Below are 16,013 nucleotides of genomic sequence, written 5' to 3' on the forward strand. Positions count from 1 at the left end.
CCCCGCGTCAGGGCCGGCGACCGACCCTGACGGATCTGGACCCCGTCGTGCGCAAGGACATCGCCGGTTACAAGGTGCCGCGCAGCCTGAGGATCGTCGACGCCATAAAGCGTTACCCTGCCCGCAAGCCGGATTACAAGTGGGCCAAGGATGAGACCGAGTTGCGGCCCGCCGACGAGGTGCACTCCAAGCACACCAAATGACCGGCCGGTCTAGGGTCAGACCGTGAACGGCGCACAGGCCCTCCTGCAGACCCTTGTCGACAGCGGAGTACGAACCTGCTTCGCCAACCCCGGCACCTCCGAGATGCACTTCGTCGCGGCGCTGGACACCGTTCCCGAGATGCGCGGGGTGCTCACCCTGTTCGAAGGGGTGGCGACCGGGGCGGCCGACGGTTACGCCCGGATGGCCGATGAGCCTGCGGCGGTGCTGGTGCATCTGGGTCCGGGACTGGGCAACGGGCTGGCCAATCTGCACAATGCGCGACGTGCCCGGGTACCGATGGTGGTCGTGGTCGGCGACCACGCGATCTACCACAAGAAATACGACGCACCGCTGGAGTCCGATATCGACGCTGTGGCCGGCACCGTGTCGGGGTGGATGCGGCGCAGTATGCGGGTGTCCGACGTGGCCGCCGATGCCGCCGAAGCAGTGGCCTCGGCCCGAGCCGACCGGCATATCGCATCGCTGATCCTGCCCGCTGACGTGTCGTGGACCGATGGGGCGGCTCCGGCGAAACCTGTTGTGGCCCAGCCATCACGGGTCGTCGGCGATCCCGATGGCGTGGCCGTGGCGCTGCGCTCCGGGGAGCCGACGGTGATCATGGTCGGCGGCGACGCCACCCGGGAGGCGGGTCTGGCGGCGGCCACCCGGCTGGCACAGAAGTTCGGGGCGACGGTGATCTGCGAGACGTTTCCCGCTCGGCTGGAACGGGGCGCGGGCATCCCGGCGGCAGAGCGGCTGGCCTACTTCGCCGAGGCGGCCGCCGCCCAGTTGGCAGGCACCCGGCATCTGGTGCTGGCCGGTGCGGTGTCGCCGGTGAGCTTCTTCGGCTACCCCGGCAAGCCGAGTGACCTGGTGCCCGACGGCTGCCGGGTGCACACCCTGGCCGGGCCCAACGGCGCGTCGGCCGCGCTGACCGCGTTGGCCGACGCGCTGGCTCCCGGCGTCGTCGCGGCGACCGCCGCACCGAGTCGCCCGGCGTTGCCCGGCGGGCCGTTGACGGTGCAGACCTCCGCCGGGGTGATCGGCGCGCTGCTTCCGGACCGCGCGATCGTGGTCGACGAGTCCAACACATCGGGGTTCATGCTGCCGCAGACCACAGCGGGGGCACCCGCCCATGACTGGCTGACGCTGACCGGAGGCGCCATCGGTTACGCGCTGCCGGTCGCGGTCGGCGCCGCGATCGCCGCACCGGATCGCCCGGTGCTATGCCTGGAGTCCGACGGCTCAGCCATGTACACCATCTCCGCGCTGTGGAACCACGCCCGCGACAACCTGAACATCACCACCGTGATCTTCGCCAACCGCGCCTACGACATCCTGCGTATCGAGTTGCAACGGGTCGGCGTTGAGAACGCCCAGCAACCCGGGCCGAAAGCGGAATCGCTGCTCGACTTGAACCCGCCCACACTGGATTTCGTGCGTATCGCCGAAGGGATGGGTGTACCGGCGAGTCGGGTGACCACCGCTGAGGAATTCGCCGAGGCGCTGCAAGCCGCCTTCGCAGCGCCGGGACCGCACCTCATCGAGGCGGTCATGCCCTCAATCGCGGGTTAGCGCGGTATCTCGAAAATCTGGTCGGTGCAGTCGAGCCCCTGCGCCGTCAGCTGACGTTTGATCACCTTGAAGGTCTCGGTCCTGGGCAGCGTCGCCGCCACCCGCACGAATGACGGCCACTGCTTGGGGCCGAGATCGTCCTGGGCGGCCAGGAATCGGCCGAAGTCGGCGGCGTCGAACGCCGTGTCCGCCGGCAGCACCAGTGCCGCCACCACGCGGTCGCCCACCTCATCGGGAATGCCGTACACCGCAACTTCGGTCACGCCCGGATAGCGCATCAGCACCCGTTCGATCGGGGCGGTGCCCAGGTTCTCCCCGTCCACCCTCATCCAGTCGCCGAGTCGGCCGGCGAAGTAGACGAAACCGTCCTCGTCGCGGTAGGCGAGGTCGCCGCTGTGATACCCGCCGCCCGTCATCCGCTGCGCCTCGGACTCCGGATCCTTGTAGTAGCCGCGGAACTGGCCCGGGCCGGTGACGTTGACCAGTTCACCGATCACCCCGGGCGGGCACGGCCGGCCGGTTTCGACGTCGAGGATGTCGAGGTCCTCCGGTAGCGGCCCCAGCGAGCCCTCCGGGGTGTCCGGGGTGCGGCCGATCGCGATACCGCCCTCGGTGGAACCGAAGCCGTCGATGACCGTCACGCCGAACCGTTCGGCGAAACGCGCGATGTCGCGCGGTGCGGCTTCGTTGCCGTACATGATCCGCAGCGGGTTGTCGGCATCATCGGGAAGGGGCGGCGTGGCCAGGATGTAGGACATCGGCTTGCCGACGTAGTTGGCGTAGGTGGCTCCGAAGCGTCGCACATCCGGAATGAACTGCGACGCGGAGAATTTGCGGCGCAACGCAATTGAGGCCTGCGCCGCGACCGCGGGCGCCCAGCCCGCCATCACCGCGTTGGAGTGGAACAGCGGCATCGACAGATAGCAGGTGTCCGAGGGCCCCAGACCGAAGCGACTGGAGAGCATGATCCCGGGCCCGGCCACCTTCTCGTGGGTGCACCGCACCGCCTTCGGGTTACCGCTGGTACCCGAGGTGAAGATCAGCATGAACAAATCGTCAAAATCGGTATCGGCGATGGTGATCGGCGAATCTGCGAATCCGCTCAACTCCGCATGCCACCCCGGTGAGGTCACGGCCAGGATGTCCATGCCGGGCGGGCTGAAGCCGTGGCCGTAGGTATCGGTGTCGGTGTCGCAGAGCACCAGCTGGCAGTCGGCATGCTCGATATCGGCTCGCAGTGCCGCGCCACGGCGAGTCGGGTTCAGGCCTACCGGGACGATGCCGCCGAGCCCGGCGGCCACCAGCAGCGCCGAGAACACCGGGGTATTGCCCAGCAGCACCCCGACGTGCGGCGGGCGGTCCGAATCCAACCGCGATCGCAACATCGCGGCCAGGTTCACGCCGTCCTGAACATGTTGGCGCCATGTCGAATACGAACCGTCGTCGGCACTGATACCCCGGTCATCGACCTCGGCCAGCGGCTCCAGCAGCCGGGTGACGGTGGGCTGTAGCAATGCGGAAACTAGGCCGGGGTGTCGGCCAGATCCCGGCCGATCACTCGCAGCGCCGCAGTCGCGCCGCCGATGGCGAACTCGATCTGCTTGGCGGTGATGAAGTAGCGGTGTACCTGATGGTCGGTGTCGATGCCGACGCCGCCGTGCACGTGCACGGTGGTGTGCGCCACCCGGTGGCCGGCCTCTGCCGCCCAGAAAGCGGCCGTGGCGACCTCGACCTCGGCAGGCAGATCCTCCGATAACCGCCACGCCGCCTGCTCGAGAGTCAGCCGCAGGCCCTTGATGTCGATGTAGTCGTCGGCAAGACGCTGGGCCACCGCCTGGAAACTGCCGATCGGGCGATCGAACTGCTCGCGGGTACGGGCGTAGTCGGCGGTGAGCTCAAGGGCGCGTTCGAGGACCCCGAGCTGGTAAGCCGCCAGACCGACCGCACGATGGGTGGTCAGCCAGTCCAGTGCCTCCGCACCTCCGACCACCCGGTCCGCGGACACCTCCACACCGGCCAATTCCAGTTCGGCCGAGCTGTTCTGCCCGGTGGTCTCCAGCGCAGTCACCGACACCCCGGGATCATCGGCGGCGACCAGGAAAACCTTGACACCCGAGTCGGTTTCGGCCGGAACCAGGAATGCGTCGGCAACCGGACCGAAGGGAACCTGGGTCCGTGTTCCGGTCAGCCGGAACCCGGCACCGGCGGCGGCCGCGGCGACCGGTGCCTGACCCAATTCGCCATCGAGTGCGACGGTGAGCACCCGCAGGCCGGCGACGGCCGGAGCGGCCCAGTCGCGACCCAGTTCTGAAGAGCCGAACTTCGCCAGCGCACCGGCGCCCAAGATCACCGACTCCAGGTAGGGAACAGCGGCCAGTTGCCGGCCGAGGGCGGTCAGAATCGCAGTCTGCTCCAGCACGCCGAATCCGCCACCTCCGACTTCCTCGGGTGCGGCGGTGCTCAGCACATCGGCATGGATCAGCTTCTCCCACAGGGTCTCGTCGAAACGCTGATCGAGGCCGTCAAGGGTGCGCTGGTGCGCAGGAGTGCACACCGAATCGACGATCGTGCGGACGAGTCCTGAAAGATCCTGGGAAGCTTCGGTTTTGGTGAAATCCATTAGATCGCTCTCTTAACGATTCCGGGGCAGGCCGAGGGCCGTCATGCCGATGATGTCGCGCTGAACCTCGTTGGTGCCGCCGCCGAAGGTGAGGATCAGTGAGGAGCGGTGCATCCGCTCAAGCCGCCCGCGCAGCAAAGCGCCGTGGGAGTTCTGACGGAGCGTCGCTGACGGTCCGAGGATCTCCATCAGCAGACGGTAGGCCTCGGTGGCGAGTTCGGTGCCGAACACCTTGGCTGCCGAGGCGTCGGCAGCCGACGGTGCTTCAGCTTCGGAGGAGGCCAGCTCCCAGTTGATCAGCTTGAGGTATTCGGCCTTCGCGTGCACGCGAGCGAGATTGAGCTGCACCCACTCTGAATCGATGAGTCGGTTGCCGCGCGCGTCCTTGGTGTTCTGGGCCCACTCACGCACCAGCGTCAGCGCGATGAAGAGCGGCTGCGCTGAAACCAGCGCGACCCGCTCATGGTTGAGCTGGTTGGTCACCAGTTTCCAGCCGGCGTTCTCCTCGCCGACCCGATTGCCGACCGGGACACGCACATCCTGGTAGTAGGTGGCACTGGTGGTGGTGCCGGCCATGGTGTGCACCGGGGTCCAGGAGAAGCCCTCCGCGCTGGTCGGAACTATCAGCATGGAGATGCCACGGTGCTTCTTGGCCTCGGTGTTGGTGCGCACCGCGAGCCACACGTAATCGGCGTACTGGATCAGGCTGGTCCACATCTTCTGACCGTTGATCACATAGTCGTCGCCATCGCGGACCGCCGAGGTTCGGAGGTTCGCCAGATCGGTGCCCGCCCCGGGTTCGGAGTAGCCGATGGAGAAGTGCAGATCGCCGTTGGCGATCTTGGGCAGGTAGAACTTCTTCTGCTCCTCGGTCCCGAACGCCATGATCGTCGGGGCGACGCTGTTGATCGTCAGGAACGGCACCGGTGCCCCGGCGATGGCCGCCTCGTCGGTGAAGATCAACTGGTCCATCGTCGAGCGGGCCTGCCCGCCGTACTCCTTGGGCCAGCCCAGGGCCAGCCATCCGTCGCGGCCCATCTGAGCCACGGTCTCCCGGTAGGCGTTACCGGTGCCGTATTCGCCGCCGACGGCCATCAGCGCTTCGGAGCGCTCGGGGGTCATCAGCGTCGAGAAGTACGAGCGCAGCTCGCGCTGCAACTGCTCCTGCTCCGGGGTGTAACTGATACGCATCCGCCTGAACCTCCAGTTCGGTGACTTTCGGCGACTCGCTTCGAAGGAAGCCGATACCTATTTTTGTAACACGTTCTAGTCTGGCAATCCAGCCTGCGATAATGGCCGTATCGTGACGCCTACGGGTGCTAGGAGGAATCATGCGCGTCGAAGTGGACCGTGACCGGTGCGAAGGTAATGCCGTGTGCGTGGGCATTGCCCCTGATCTCTTCGAACTCGACGATGAGGATTACGTGATGGTCACCAAGGATCCGATTCCCGCCGCTGAGGAGGCCCTCGCCGAGCAGGCGATCGCCGAATGCCCCCGCGCAGCCCTGACCCGTCGCGACTAGAGGCCGCCGACTCTTGGTAGCCAAGGATGAACGTGACGCGTCACTGGACCTGAGCGGGCGGGTGGCCGTCGTGACCGGGGCCGCAGCCGGCCTCGGTCGGGCAGAGGCCATCGGACTCGCCCGATCCGGCGCCACCGTCGTCATCAACGACATGGCGCACGCGTTGGACGCCTCAGATGTGTTCGACGAGATCCGGTCGGCCGGTTCTGAGGCAGTCGCGGTCGCCGGTGATATCAGTCAGCGCGCGACCGCCGACGAGTTGATCGCCACCGCCGAGGGCCTCGGCGGCCTGAACATCGTCGTCAACAACGCCGGCATCACCCGGGACCGGATGTTGTTCAACATGTCCGACGAGGACTGGGACCTCGTCATCGCCGTGCATCTGCGTGGGCATTTTCTGCTCACCCGCAATGCCGCGGTGTACTGGCGCAATCAGGCCAAGGACAGCGGCGGCACCGTCTACGGCCGCATCATCAACACTTCATCGGAGGCCGGACTGTCCGGCCCGATCGGACAGGCCAACTACGGCGCCGCGAAAGCCGCAATCAGCGCGCTGACGCTGACCGCCGCCCGCGGCCTGGAGCGGTACGGGGTGCGCTCCAACGCCATCTGCCCGCGGGCCCGCACCGCGATGACCGCCGAAGTCTTCGGCGCCGCACCGGAGTTGTCCGAAGGCGAAATCGACCCGCTCTCACCGGAACACGTCGTCACCCTGGTGCGGTTCCTGGCCGCACCCGCCTCCGATCACGTCAACGGTCAGGTGTTCGTCGTGTACGGCCCGACGGTGACACTGGTTGCCGCGCCGACCGCCGAACATCGCTTCCATGCCGACGGCACCTCCTGGGATACCGAAGGCCTCAGCGCCTCGATGCAGGAGTACTTCGCCGGCCGCGATCCGAATCGCAACTTCGGGGCGATGAATCTGATGGGTGACGCCTAACCGGATTTGGTGTCGGACAGGGCGTCCAGGAATGCCCGGGCCCACCGGTCCACGTTGTGTGCCAGCACCTGGCGGCGCATCGCCCGCATCCGGCGCCGGCCCTCTTCCGGGGTCTGATTGAGGGCGGATTCGATGGCGTTCTTGACGTCTTCGAGGTCGTGCGGGTTGGTGAGGTAGGCCTGCCGCAATTCCGCTGCCGCGCCGGTGAACTCGCTGAGCACCAGTGCGCCACCGAGATCGCTGCGGCAGGCGACGTATTCCTTGGCCACCAGGTTCATGCCATCGCGTAACGCGGTGACGAGCATGACATCGCTGGCCACGAAGAAGGCGATCAACTCGTCGCGGGGGATCGGCCGGTGCAGGTAGTGCACCACCGGATGGCCGACCTCGCCGTATTCCCCGTTGATGCGTCCGACCTGTTGCTCGATATCGTTGCGCAGGATGCGGTAACTCTCCACCCGTTCCCGGCTCGGGGTGGCCAACTGCACCAGTACGGTGTCACCGCCGTTGGCCCGGCCTTCTTCGAGCAAATCGGAGAACGCCCGCAGTCGGACCTCGATGCCCTTGGTGTAGTCCAGCCGGTCCACACCGAGCATCATCTTGCGAGGGTTGCCCAGCTCGGCACGAATCTCCTTGGCGCGCTTGCGGACACTGCGATCGCGGGCCTTCTCGTCGAGTTCTGCCGAATCGATGGAAATCGGAAACGCGCCGACCTTGATGGTGCGCGATCCCAGTTGCACCTCGCCGAAGCGGGACCGAACTCCGATCGATGCTCGGGTGGTCTCCGCCCCGGCGAGCCGACGCGACAGAAACAGGAAGTTCTCCGCACCGCCGGCCAGATGAAAGCCCACCAGGTCGGCGCCCAGCAGGCCCTCGATGATCTCGGCCCGCCACGGCAGCTGCATGAACAGTTCGACCGGTGGGAACGGGATGTGCAGGAAGAATCCGATCGTCAGATCGGGGCGCAGGGTGCGCAGCATCTGCGGGACGAGTTGCAACTGGTAGTCCTGCACCCACACGGTCGCACCTTCGGCCGCCGCCCGCGAGGCGGCCTCGGCGAAGCGCCGGTTGACGTCGACGTAGCGGTCCCACCACTCCCGGTGGTAGATCGGCTTGGCGATCACGTCGTGATAGAGCGGCCACAGGGTCGCGTTGGAGAAACCCTCGTAGTACTCGGCGACGTCCTCGGCGGACAGCCGGACCGGGAACAGCTGCAGACCATCCTCGACGATCGGGTCTTCGGGGCCGTCCACCACACCGGCCCAGCCGATCCAGGCGCCGCGCTGCTTACGCAGCAGCGGCTCCAGGGCGGTCACGAGCCCGCCCGGGCTGCGCTTCCAGTTGACGGTTCCGTCGGCAAGCCGCTCCATGTCAATCGGCAGCCGGTTGGCCACCACCACGAAGTCGGAGGTTCCGGAGCCGCCGGCCGCGGTCTGTCCGGATTTCGCGCCGGCGCTACCCACCCGGGGTTCTTAGGCCTCGAGCTTGGGCCCGATGCCGAGCATCGCCAGGAAAACCCGGCACTCGTCGGCATCGGTGGCATACGCGGCGACCACTCGGCGCGCCTGGCGTGCCGTGGTGTCGGCCAACGGTTCGACCTCGCCGATCTCAGGCTCAGATTTGGTAGGCATGGCCCAACTCTATGCGATGCGGGGCTACGGGCTGCTGGAGATCGACGTCCGGGGCTGGACGGCGAGCGGGCTGTCGCCCTGCTGCTCGGCGTAGCAGACCGTCGACTCAAAGCCGCCGGTGCAGGAATCACCGTTGATATTGGGCACCGCTTCCACCGGCGCACCAGTGCTCTCCGAGTTGCTGCCGCTGGGACCCACGCCGGGGGCGGAGACCCGAATCTCGCCATCGGAGCTCACCTGGGGAACGCTCTCGCCGGGCACCGGCTCCGGAACCGGCTCCGGATTGGGCAGGGGCTGGGCGAATGCGGACGGGGCGCCGATGAACAGCGCCGCGCCTGCGGTGAGCAGGCCCGCCGTGAGCAGTTTCTTGGTAACGATCGACATGGCTATTCCTTTTCGCTTACGGGTTCGCTGACAGGTGCTTCTACGGGCTCGAGGAGATCGAGCTCTTGGGTTGCTGATAGGTGCCCTGGCTCTCGGAAAGGCCGATGCACTGGCCGGTGCTGCCGCCGCCGCCGTGGTTGCCGTTGCACGGGATGCCGTTCACCTCGGGCAGCGAGCCGACGTCGCCCTGGCGAGAGGACGTGAGCTCGTTGGGCTGAAGTGGCACGTTCTCCGGGTTGATCGGGTTGACGCCCGGCTGGGTGGTGTTGTCGGTCGTCGGCTTGCAGGCCCCGGAGGCCGGGTCCTGGACCTCACCGGTCGGGCAGGCCGCCACCGCCGGCAGCGGGCCGGCCGGGTGGCTGCTGACCGCCACCATCAGGGGGGCGGCCGCGACCGCCAGGGTGAAACCACCGGCAAGCAGCAGACGCTGCGTCAACGATGTCAAAGTTGCCATAGGAGAGCTTTCTGTCCGGAGACTGCGCCGTAGAGGGCAGGCCTTTCCTGATCTTTCGCCGGCCCCGACCGGAGCGTTACATCCGATACTAATGTGAATTGCCTACCGGCCTCACCTGAAGGTTTTCACCCGAGGAGAACACCCATGGAGCTCTCGTTCACTGATCGGACCTATCTGGTCACCGGCGGCGGCACCGGAATAGGTAAGGGTGTGGCCGCCGAACTGGTCCGTTCGGGCGCCAACGTGATGATCGTCGGCCGCACCGCTGACCGGCTGGCCGCTGCGGCCGAGGAGCTCCGGGCGCTGCGGCCGTCGAACTCCGGATGTGAGGTCCTCGCCGAGCCGGCCGACGTCACCGATGAGGAGCAGGTCGCCCGGCTGGTCGAGAAGGTCACGGCCCTGCGCGGCCGGCTGCACGGGGTGGTGCACTGCGCGGGCGGCTCGGAGACCATCGGCCCGATCACCCAGATCGACTCCGATGCCTGGCGGCGCACCGTCGACCTCAACGTCAACGGGACCATGTACGTCCTCAAGCACACCGCCCGGGAGATGGTGCGGGCCGGCGGTGGTTCCTTCGTCGGAATCTCCTCGATCGCCTCGAGCAACGTCCACCGCTGGTTCGGCGCATACGGCGTGAGCAAGTCCGCACTGGATCACCTGATGCTGCTGGCGGCCGATGAGCTGGGCGCCTCCTGGGTGCGGGTCAACGGCATCCGGCCGGGCCTGATCCGGACCGACCTGGTGGAGGTCATCCTCAACTCCCCGGAGGTCGCCGAGGATTACCGGCAGTGCACCCCGCTGCCACGCGTCGGAGAGGTCACCGATGTGGCCAACATGGCGCTGTTCCTACTCAGTGATGCGGCCGCCTGGATCACCGGTCAGGTCATCAACGTCGACGGTGGGCACGGACTGCGTCGCGGTCCCGACATGTCGGCCATGCTGGCCCCGTTGTTCGGTGAGGACGGGTTACGCGGCGTAGTTAATTGACGGTTAATTGACGCAGGGAACGCCGCCGCCGTCGATCGGTGCTCCCGCGTCGGGGGCCGGTGTTGCGGATTCGGCACCGCTGGTCTCGGTGGTGGCGAGATCAGTTGGGTCAGAGGGTATTTCGTAGCCAGGACTCAGAATGACGCGGATTTTTCCGTCCGGCAGGTTGGGATTGGCCTGCGGCACCGAGGAGATGCCGAGGATGCCGGCCAGCGCCGCGGCGTCCGCGTCCGCACCGGGCCCGAAGTCGATGACGGTCGCGGGCGGCTCGCCGTCCTTGCGGTCGCGGATCTCTTCGATGGTGTATCCCTTGCGGACCAGAACATCGGCGGCGGTGGCGGCCAGTCCGTAGGTGTCACTGGCGTTGACGACTGCGACGACTGTGTCCGCATTCGGCGCGGGATTCTGCGGTGCGCCTGCACCGACGGGCGAACCGTCGATCGCCGCGGCGATCTCTGCGCGGATCGCCGCCGGGTCGACGATGTTGACGTCCTGGCCGTCGATGTTCTCGTACCGCACCACCGGGAGCGTCCGGAATTCCACGTCTCCTCCGGCAAGTGCGGCCATCCGGCTGAACTGATCCTCGCCCCAGCCCTGTGACAGCACGATGTCCTTGCGTGCCACCTCCATCAGCGAGCGGAACTCGTCCAGATTGCCCAACGCTCCCGAGTCCTGAAGTTCGTGCAGGATCGACAATAGGAAGGCCTGCTGTCGGTGCGTCCGGTCCAGGTCGCCGTTCTCCAGACCGTGGCGCTGCCGCACGAACGCCAAGGCCTGCTCCGCGTCGAGGCGCTGGGGGCCGGCCGGGAAGTCCGCTCCGGAGTACTCGTCGTAGACGGCGTGATTCAGACACACCTCGACACCGCCGAGGCTGTCGGCGAGGTCGTAGAAACCGGCGAGGTTGACCTCGGCGAAGTAGTCGATGGGCTGGCCGGTCAGGTCGCGCACGGCTCGCAGGGTGGCCTCGCGGCCGGCCTCGCGGCTCTGCCGCTCCAGTTCACCGGTGTCGGTGACACCTTCGTCGCGCAGTTGCTGCTCGGTCTGCGCCTTGGTCAGCCCGTAGGCCTCCTTGATCTTGATGTGGTCGTATCCGTCGATACCGGTGACGGCGACGTAGTCGTCGCGCGGAATCGAGAAGGCCACCACCCGGTTGTCGGCGCCGATGTGGACCAGGATCAGGGTGTTGGTGTTGTAACCACCTGAACTGGAGTCACCGGCATGCAGCTTGTCCAGGATGAAGTCCGGCAGGTCGTTACCGTCCTGGTCACGGCGGGAGTCCAACCCGATGAGCAGGATGTTGGTCGCCCCGCCGCGGGAGCGCGGCGCGTCCAGGCCCAGCGCGTGCGAAACCGTGATCCCGCCCAGCAGCCCGTGGGCCTCCCAGTAGGTCAGGCCGGTGACGGTGAGGACGGTGGTGGCCAGCAGCGCGAGCAGGGTCCGCCCGAGAATCCGTAGCGCGCGCATGATCGCCAGTATGCGTCCCCGGCTATCGTCGGAACCCATGCGCCCGCAACCTGAAACCCCGGGGCCCGGTCAGGAGTCGGTGTGGGACTACCCCCGACCGCCCCGGCTGGAGCCGTTCATCGGCACCATCACCATCGAACTCGGCGGGCAGCTGATCGCATCCACCGAACAGGGATGGCGAGTGCTCGAAACCAGTCACCCGCCGACCTACTACCTGCCGCGAACCGCATTCGCCGATGGTGTGCTGCGGGCCGCGCCCGGTGAGTCCTGGTGTGAGTGGAAGGGCCGGGCGCGCTATTTCGACCTGGTCACCGCCGCCAAGGTCGCCGAGAAGTCGGCCTGGACCTACCCCGATCCGACGCCGGGATTCGCTCCGATCCGCGACGCCGTCGCCGTGATGGCCGGGCAGGTGGATCGCTGCACCGTCGACGGCGAGACCGTCGTGCCGCAGCCCGGCGGCTTCTACGGCGGCTGGATCACCGGTCGGGTCACCGGCCCGTTCAAGGGCGGACCCGGCTCGATGGGCTGGTGACGCTGGGGCGAAAACAGCGCTGAAACACGACCGCCACGTATCCTCATCGACGACCGTCGAAGGAGTTGAACACCGTGGAGTCGATAGATCCTGCAGCCACCGCATGGTTGCTTGTGAGCACCGCGCTGGTGTTGCTGATGACGCCCGGTCTTGCCATCTTCTACGGAGGCATGGTCCGCACCACCGGTGTTCTCAACATGATCATGATGAGCTTCATCTCCATTCCACTGGTGACGGTGGTGTGGCTGCTGGCCGGGTACAGCATTGCCTTCACAAGCGGAGGCGGTTTCATCGGCGGTCTGTCCAATCTCGGCATGGCAGGCATAGGACCGGAGACCGCGCACGGTGCGGTTCCGGAACTACTCTTCGCCACGTTCCAGCTGAGCTTCGCAATCATCACCGCCGCCCTCATCAGCGGTGCTATCGCCGATCGCGCGAAGTTCGCGGCCTGGATGGTCTTCGTCCCGCTCTGGACGTTGGCCGTGTACTGCGTTGTGGCGCACTGGGTCTGGGGTCCCGACGGCTGGCTGTTCGAGCTCGGCGTCCTGGACTACGCCGGCGGACTGGTCGTGGAGATCGTCTCCGGTTCCTCGGCGCTGGCGCTTGCTCTGGTACTGGGTCCACGGCTGGGCTTCAAAGTGGACGCAATGCGGCCGCATAATCTGCCGTTCGTTCTACTCGGCGTCGGTCTGCTGTGGTTCGGCTGGTTCGGTTTCAATGCCGGATCGGCGTTGGCGGCCAATGGGCTTGCGTCGGCCATCTTCCTCAACACGCTGGTCGCCGGTTGCCTGGGCATGCTCGGATGGTTGTCGGTGGAGCAGATCCGCGATGGCAAGCCGACAACATTCGGCGCCGCATCCGGTGTTGTGGCCGGCCTGGTTGCGATCACACCCTCGTGCGGCACGGTGAACACCCTGGGCGCCGCGGTGGCGGGCCTGTTGGCCGGCATCGTCTGCTCGTTTGCCGTCTCGCTGAAGTTCAAGTGGAATTACGACGACTCCCTGGATGTGGTGGGGGTGCACTTCGTCGGCGGCGTAGTCGGCGTCGTGCTGATCGGTCTACTGGCCACCGAGGTGATGACCGGCGGGCCGAAGGGCCTCTTCTTCGGCGGCGGCACATCCCAATTGGGCAAGCAGGCTCTGGCCATGGTGGTGGTGGCCCTCTACGCGTTCACGGTGTCCTACGTGCTGGCCCGGTTGATCGACATGACGATGGGATTCCGCGTCAGCGCCGATGACGAGGCCAGTGGTGTCGACTTCACCCAGCACGCCGAGACGGCCTATGCCGAGGGCGTGCACGGCCAGCAGCAGGTGCGTCGGCCGCTGTTCGGTGACCGCGAGGCCTTCCGCCGGCCCGATCCCGACGACGACGACTGAACCACACTCGCCGATGCCATTGCGCAGTTCCGGTGGCTGATGGTGAGGCCGTCGGGGGGACGGGCTGGGCGTCATGACCGGGATACCCTGAAATCGTGCCGACAGCTGACTTGGTGGTGGTGGGTGCAGGGATCGTCGGACTCGCCGTAGCTCGGGAGTGGATGTCGCGGTATCCGCAGGACTCGGTGACCGTCCTCGAACGTGAGGCAGGACCCGCCCGGCATCAGACCGGACACAACTCCGGGGTGATCCACGGTGGGATCTACTACCCGCCCGGCTCGCTGAAAGCACGACTGTGTGTCGAGGGCTCGCGGCTGATGTACGAGTACTGCACCGAACACGCGATCCCCTATGAGCGCTGCGGCAAATTGATCGTGGCGGTGGACGCCGAGGAGCTGCCGCGACTGGATGATCTCGAAGCCCGCGGAATCGCTAACGGCGTGCCCGGGCTACGCCGCATCGGCGGGGCTGAGATCGCCGATATTGAACCGAATGCTGTTGGGCTGCAAGCACTTCACGCGCCCAACACCGGGATCGTCGATTACGGCGCAGTCGCACAGGCACTGGTCGATGACCTTTTGGCTGACGGTGTCGCGGTCCGCTTCGGTACCGGGGTGACCGCGATCGACGGCGGGGAGCCTGCCGTCGTGCACACCGCGCAGGGGCCGGTGCGGGGTCGTACGGTGATCGTCTGCGCCGGGCTGTGGGCCGACCGGCTGGCCCGACGGAGCGGTGCGCCGCGCGACCCGCAGATCATCGGGTTCCGCGGCGCCTATCTGGGTCTGCGACCGACCGCGACCCCACGACTGCGCGGGATGATCTACCCGGTGCCCAACCCGGACCTGCCGTTCCTCGGCGTGCACATCACCAGACATATCGGCGGCGAGGTGACCCTGGGGCCGACGGCGATGATGGTGGCCGCCCGCGACGCCTACTCGCTGCGCCGGGTGAGCCTGCGCGACAGTTGGGAAGCACTGACCTGGCCCGGCACCTGGAAGGTGGCCCGCCGCTACTGGAAGGTGGGTGTCGAGGAGATGCGGATGGCGGCCAGCAGGCGGGCCTTCGTCGACGCGGCCGCCCGCTACATGCCGGGGCTGACCACAGCCGATCTCGACGGCAGCGCGCATGCCGGGGTGCGGGCGCAGGCCGTCGGCCGGGACGGCGCCCTCGTCGATGACTTCGTCATCTCCGACGACAGCCATGTCGCGCATGTGCGCAACGCGCCGTCCCCGGCGGCCACATCAGCTTTCGCGCTGGCCCGAGAACTGGTGGACCGCGTTGCCGCAGGTTGAGGTCAGGTTGAGCGGCAAATTCAGGAAAGGGTTCCGTTAAGGTTTTTCTCAGGTAGTGTCAAGGAATCAACCCTCATTCTTTGGAGTAGCCATGCAAATCTCTCTTCGTTCACATCTGATCGCGGGCACTACCGCGGTTGTTGGCGCTACCGCCGTCGCCATGACCCCGATCGCCCCGGCTGTTTCGCTGCCGGCGCTGTCGGTGACCAAGGCAGCTGTTGCGCTGTCGGCGTTTGATAGCCCGTTGGCTCAGTTGTCGACCACGTTGGCGATGGCCAACCAGTACCTCACCAATGACACCGGTGCGGTGACCACGGCGGCGAGCTGGCCTAACTCCGGCTTCGGCACGGCCACGTGGGGCGTGCCGCCGACCAACTGGCCGCTGTTGCCTGCCGCGCTCGAGACCGCCGCTCTGGGCGGTTACTCGTCGGTGGGCTTGGTGTCGCAATTCATCGATGATGCGTTGCCGATCATCAGCCAGCTGGGCTACAACGGCCTGAACTACCTCAATGTCACCGGCAACGCCCTCACTGTGTCGGGCATCGCGCTGGGCCAGGGCATCTGGACCGCTGTCGGTCAGCTGGTGGCGTTGAACATCTCGGGTGCCTTGACGGCGCTGTCCACCGCGGTCAACACAGCAGGCACTGCCTTGCTTGCCGCGGGTAGCTACGTGTTCAACGGTGTGCTCGCCAATGCCCAGGCTGTGGTCGCCACCGTGGTCGGCGACCTTCCGTTGGCGCTCCAGGTGGCGGCGGGGCAGGCCGGCCTTGTGGTCGCAAAGGCCACCGAAGTAGTCACCAACTCATTGACGGCGTTGAGCCTGTGCGATATCGAGAGTGCTTGGAACTACGCGGTTGACGGTCTGCTGGGCGCGTCGGGTATCCCGGGGACGCTGCTGAACCTGAGCATCGGTACGGGTGTGCAGTACGCGCCGATCGCCACTCCGGATGAGGCGGGTATCGCGGCGGCCTTCATTCCGAGTACCCGCACAGTGGTTCAGAAGTTTGTCAAGGACGTCACGACTGCCCTGC

General features: G+C 66.8%; 16 protein-coding genes and 1 pseudogene. 9 read left to right on the forward strand and 8 right to left on the reverse strand.

What is annotated here, in order from left to right:
* Both ACR2JI_RS00325 and ACR2JI_RS00330 read left to right on the forward strand, forming a co-directional pair.
* A pseudogene (locus ACR2JI_RS00325) lies at positions 1-203 on the forward strand (acyl-CoA synthetase); the annotation flags it as partial.
* Positions 204-225: 22 nt separating this feature from the next.
* A complete protein-coding gene (locus ACR2JI_RS00330) occupies positions 226-1,779 on the forward strand; it encodes an acetolactate synthase large subunit (RefSeq protein ID WP_526386832.1) in 1,554 nt (517 codons plus the stop codon).
* On the opposite strand, the gene fadD17 is transcribed toward ACR2JI_RS00330, so the two are convergent.
* From fadD17 to ACR2JI_RS00345, 3 genes are read right to left on the reverse strand one after another with little or no spacing between them, the layout of a single operon-like run.
* Positions 1,776-3,293, reverse strand: coding sequence for a long-chain-fatty-acid--CoA ligase FadD17 (gene fadD17 / locus ACR2JI_RS00335; protein ID WP_526386834.1), 1,518 nt, complete (start codon positions 3,291-3,293; stop codon positions 1,776-1,778). The two genes, ACR2JI_RS00330 and fadD17, sit on opposite strands and share 4 nt — an antisense overlap.
* A gap of 8 nt (positions 3,294-3,301) precedes the next feature.
* On the reverse strand, positions 3,302-4,399 hold the full coding sequence (locus ACR2JI_RS00340) for an acyl-CoA dehydrogenase family protein (RefSeq protein ID WP_526386836.1): 1,098 nt from the start codon (positions 4,397-4,399) through the stop codon (positions 3,302-3,304).
* Positions 4,400-4,411: 12 nt separating this feature from the next.
* On the reverse strand, positions 4,412-5,590 hold the full coding sequence (locus ACR2JI_RS00345; RefSeq protein WP_526386838.1) for an acyl-CoA dehydrogenase family protein: 1,179 nt from the start codon (positions 5,588-5,590) through the stop codon (positions 4,412-4,414).
* 140 nt (positions 5,591-5,730) lie between these two features.
* On the opposite strand from ACR2JI_RS00345, the gene ACR2JI_RS00350 reads away from it, so the two are divergent.
* Together ACR2JI_RS00350 and ACR2JI_RS00355 are read left to right on the forward strand one after the other, a co-directional pair.
* Positions 5,731-5,922, forward strand: a complete 192-nt coding sequence (locus ACR2JI_RS00350; protein ID WP_526386840.1) for a ferredoxin — start codon at positions 5,731-5,733, stop codon at positions 5,920-5,922.
* Positions 5,923-5,935: 13 nt separating this feature from the next.
* Positions 5,936-6,862, forward strand: a complete 927-nt coding sequence (locus tag ACR2JI_RS00355; RefSeq protein WP_526386842.1) for a 3-oxoacyl-ACP reductase — start codon at positions 5,936-5,938, stop codon at positions 6,860-6,862.
* Here ACR2JI_RS00355 and ACR2JI_RS00360 read toward each other — a convergent pair.
* From ACR2JI_RS00360 to ACR2JI_RS00375, 4 genes are read right to left on the reverse strand one after another with little or no spacing between them, the layout of a single operon-like run.
* Complete coding sequence (locus tag ACR2JI_RS00360; protein WP_526386844.1) at positions 6,859-8,325, reverse strand: alpha,alpha-trehalose-phosphate synthase (UDP-forming); 1,467 nt, start codon at positions 8,323-8,325, stop codon at positions 6,859-6,861. The two genes, ACR2JI_RS00355 and ACR2JI_RS00360, sit on opposite strands and share 4 nt — an antisense overlap.
* Before the next feature lie 9 nt (positions 8,326-8,334).
* Entirely contained in the window at positions 8,335-8,493 is a 159-nt protein-coding gene (locus ACR2JI_RS00365) for a hypothetical protein (RefSeq protein ID WP_526386846.1), read from the reverse strand.
* Positions 8,494-8,517: 24 nt separating this feature from the next.
* Positions 8,518-8,877, reverse strand: coding sequence for a hypothetical protein (locus ACR2JI_RS00370; protein WP_526386848.1), 360 nt, complete (start codon positions 8,875-8,877; stop codon positions 8,518-8,520).
* Positions 8,878-8,917: 40 nt separating this feature from the next.
* A complete protein-coding gene (locus ACR2JI_RS00375; protein WP_526386850.1) occupies positions 8,918-9,331 on the reverse strand; it encodes an intersectin-EH binding protein Ibp1 in 414 nt (137 codons plus the stop codon).
* A gap of 144 nt (positions 9,332-9,475) precedes the next feature.
* Here ACR2JI_RS00375 and ACR2JI_RS00380 point away from each other — a divergent pair, with 144 nt between their 5' ends.
* Complete coding sequence (locus tag ACR2JI_RS00380) at positions 9,476-10,318, forward strand: SDR family oxidoreductase (RefSeq protein WP_526386852.1); 843 nt, start codon at positions 9,476-9,478, stop codon at positions 10,316-10,318.
* A 3-nt stretch (positions 10,319-10,321) separates the two neighbouring features.
* On the opposite strand, the gene ACR2JI_RS00385 is transcribed toward ACR2JI_RS00380, so the two are convergent.
* On the reverse strand, positions 10,322-11,821 hold the full coding sequence (locus ACR2JI_RS00385; RefSeq protein ID WP_526386854.1) for an LCP family protein: 1,500 nt from the start codon (positions 11,819-11,821) through the stop codon (positions 10,322-10,324).
* Between ACR2JI_RS00385 and ACR2JI_RS00390 the strand changes: the two genes are divergently transcribed.
* The 4 genes from ACR2JI_RS00390 to ACR2JI_RS00405 all read left to right on the forward strand — a co-directional run.
* Positions 11,820-12,314, forward strand: a complete 495-nt coding sequence (locus ACR2JI_RS00390; protein ID WP_526386856.1) for a DUF427 domain-containing protein — start codon at positions 11,820-11,822, stop codon at positions 12,312-12,314. The genes ACR2JI_RS00385 and ACR2JI_RS00390 overlap by 2 nt on opposite strands.
* A gap of 74 nt (positions 12,315-12,388) precedes the next feature.
* Positions 12,389-13,690 (forward strand): ammonium transporter, encoded by a 1,302-nt coding sequence (locus tag ACR2JI_RS00395; protein ID WP_526386862.1) that lies wholly within the window; start codon positions 12,389-12,391, stop codon positions 13,688-13,690.
* 95 nt (positions 13,691-13,785) lie between these two features.
* Positions 13,786-14,982 (forward strand): L-2-hydroxyglutarate dehydrogenase, encoded by a 1,197-nt coding sequence (lhgD, locus tag ACR2JI_RS00400; protein ID WP_526386858.1) that lies wholly within the window; start codon positions 13,786-13,788, stop codon positions 14,980-14,982.
* A gap of 160 nt (positions 14,983-15,142) precedes the next feature.
* Positions 15,143-16,013: hypothetical protein (locus ACR2JI_RS00405; RefSeq protein WP_526386860.1), on the forward strand; the 871-nt coding region annotated here is incomplete at its 3' end.

It is taken from the genome of Mycobacterium sp. (assembly GCF_051006775.1).
GTDB lineage: Bacteria > Actinomycetota > Actinomycetes > Mycobacteriales > Mycobacteriaceae > Mycobacterium.

Coding starts and splice junctions, on each gene's coding strand:
- ACR2JI_RS00365 (WP_526386846.1), bottom strand. CDS start 8,493: ATGCCTACCAAATCTGAGCCTGAGATCGGCGAGGTCGAACCGTTGGCC.
- ACR2JI_RS00390 (WP_526386856.1), top strand. CDS start 11,820: ATGCGCCCGCAACCTGAAACCCCGGGGCCCGGTCAGGAGTCGGTGTGG.
- ACR2JI_RS00375 (WP_526386850.1), bottom strand. CDS start 9,331: ATGGCAACTTTGACATCGTTGACGCAGCGTCTGCTGCTTGCCGGTGGT.
- ACR2JI_RS00345 (WP_526386838.1), bottom strand. CDS start 5,590: ATGCGTATCAGTTACACCCCGGAGCAGGAGCAGTTGCAGCGCGAGCTG.
- ACR2JI_RS00370 (WP_526386848.1), bottom strand. CDS start 8,877: ATGTCGATCGTTACCAAGAAACTGCTCACGGCGGGCCTGCTCACCGCA.
- ACR2JI_RS00350 (WP_526386840.1), top strand. CDS start 5,731: ATGCGCGTCGAAGTGGACCGTGACCGGTGCGAAGGTAATGCCGTGTGC.
- ACR2JI_RS00340 (WP_526386836.1), bottom strand. CDS start 4,399: ATGGATTTCACCAAAACCGAAGCTTCCCAGGATCTTTCAGGACTCGTC.
- ACR2JI_RS00380 (WP_526386852.1), top strand. CDS start 9,476: ATGGAGCTCTCGTTCACTGATCGGACCTATCTGGTCACCGGCGGCGGC.
- ACR2JI_RS00385 (WP_526386854.1), bottom strand. CDS start 11,821: ATGGGTTCCGACGATAGCCGGGGACGCATACTGGCGATCATGCGCGCG.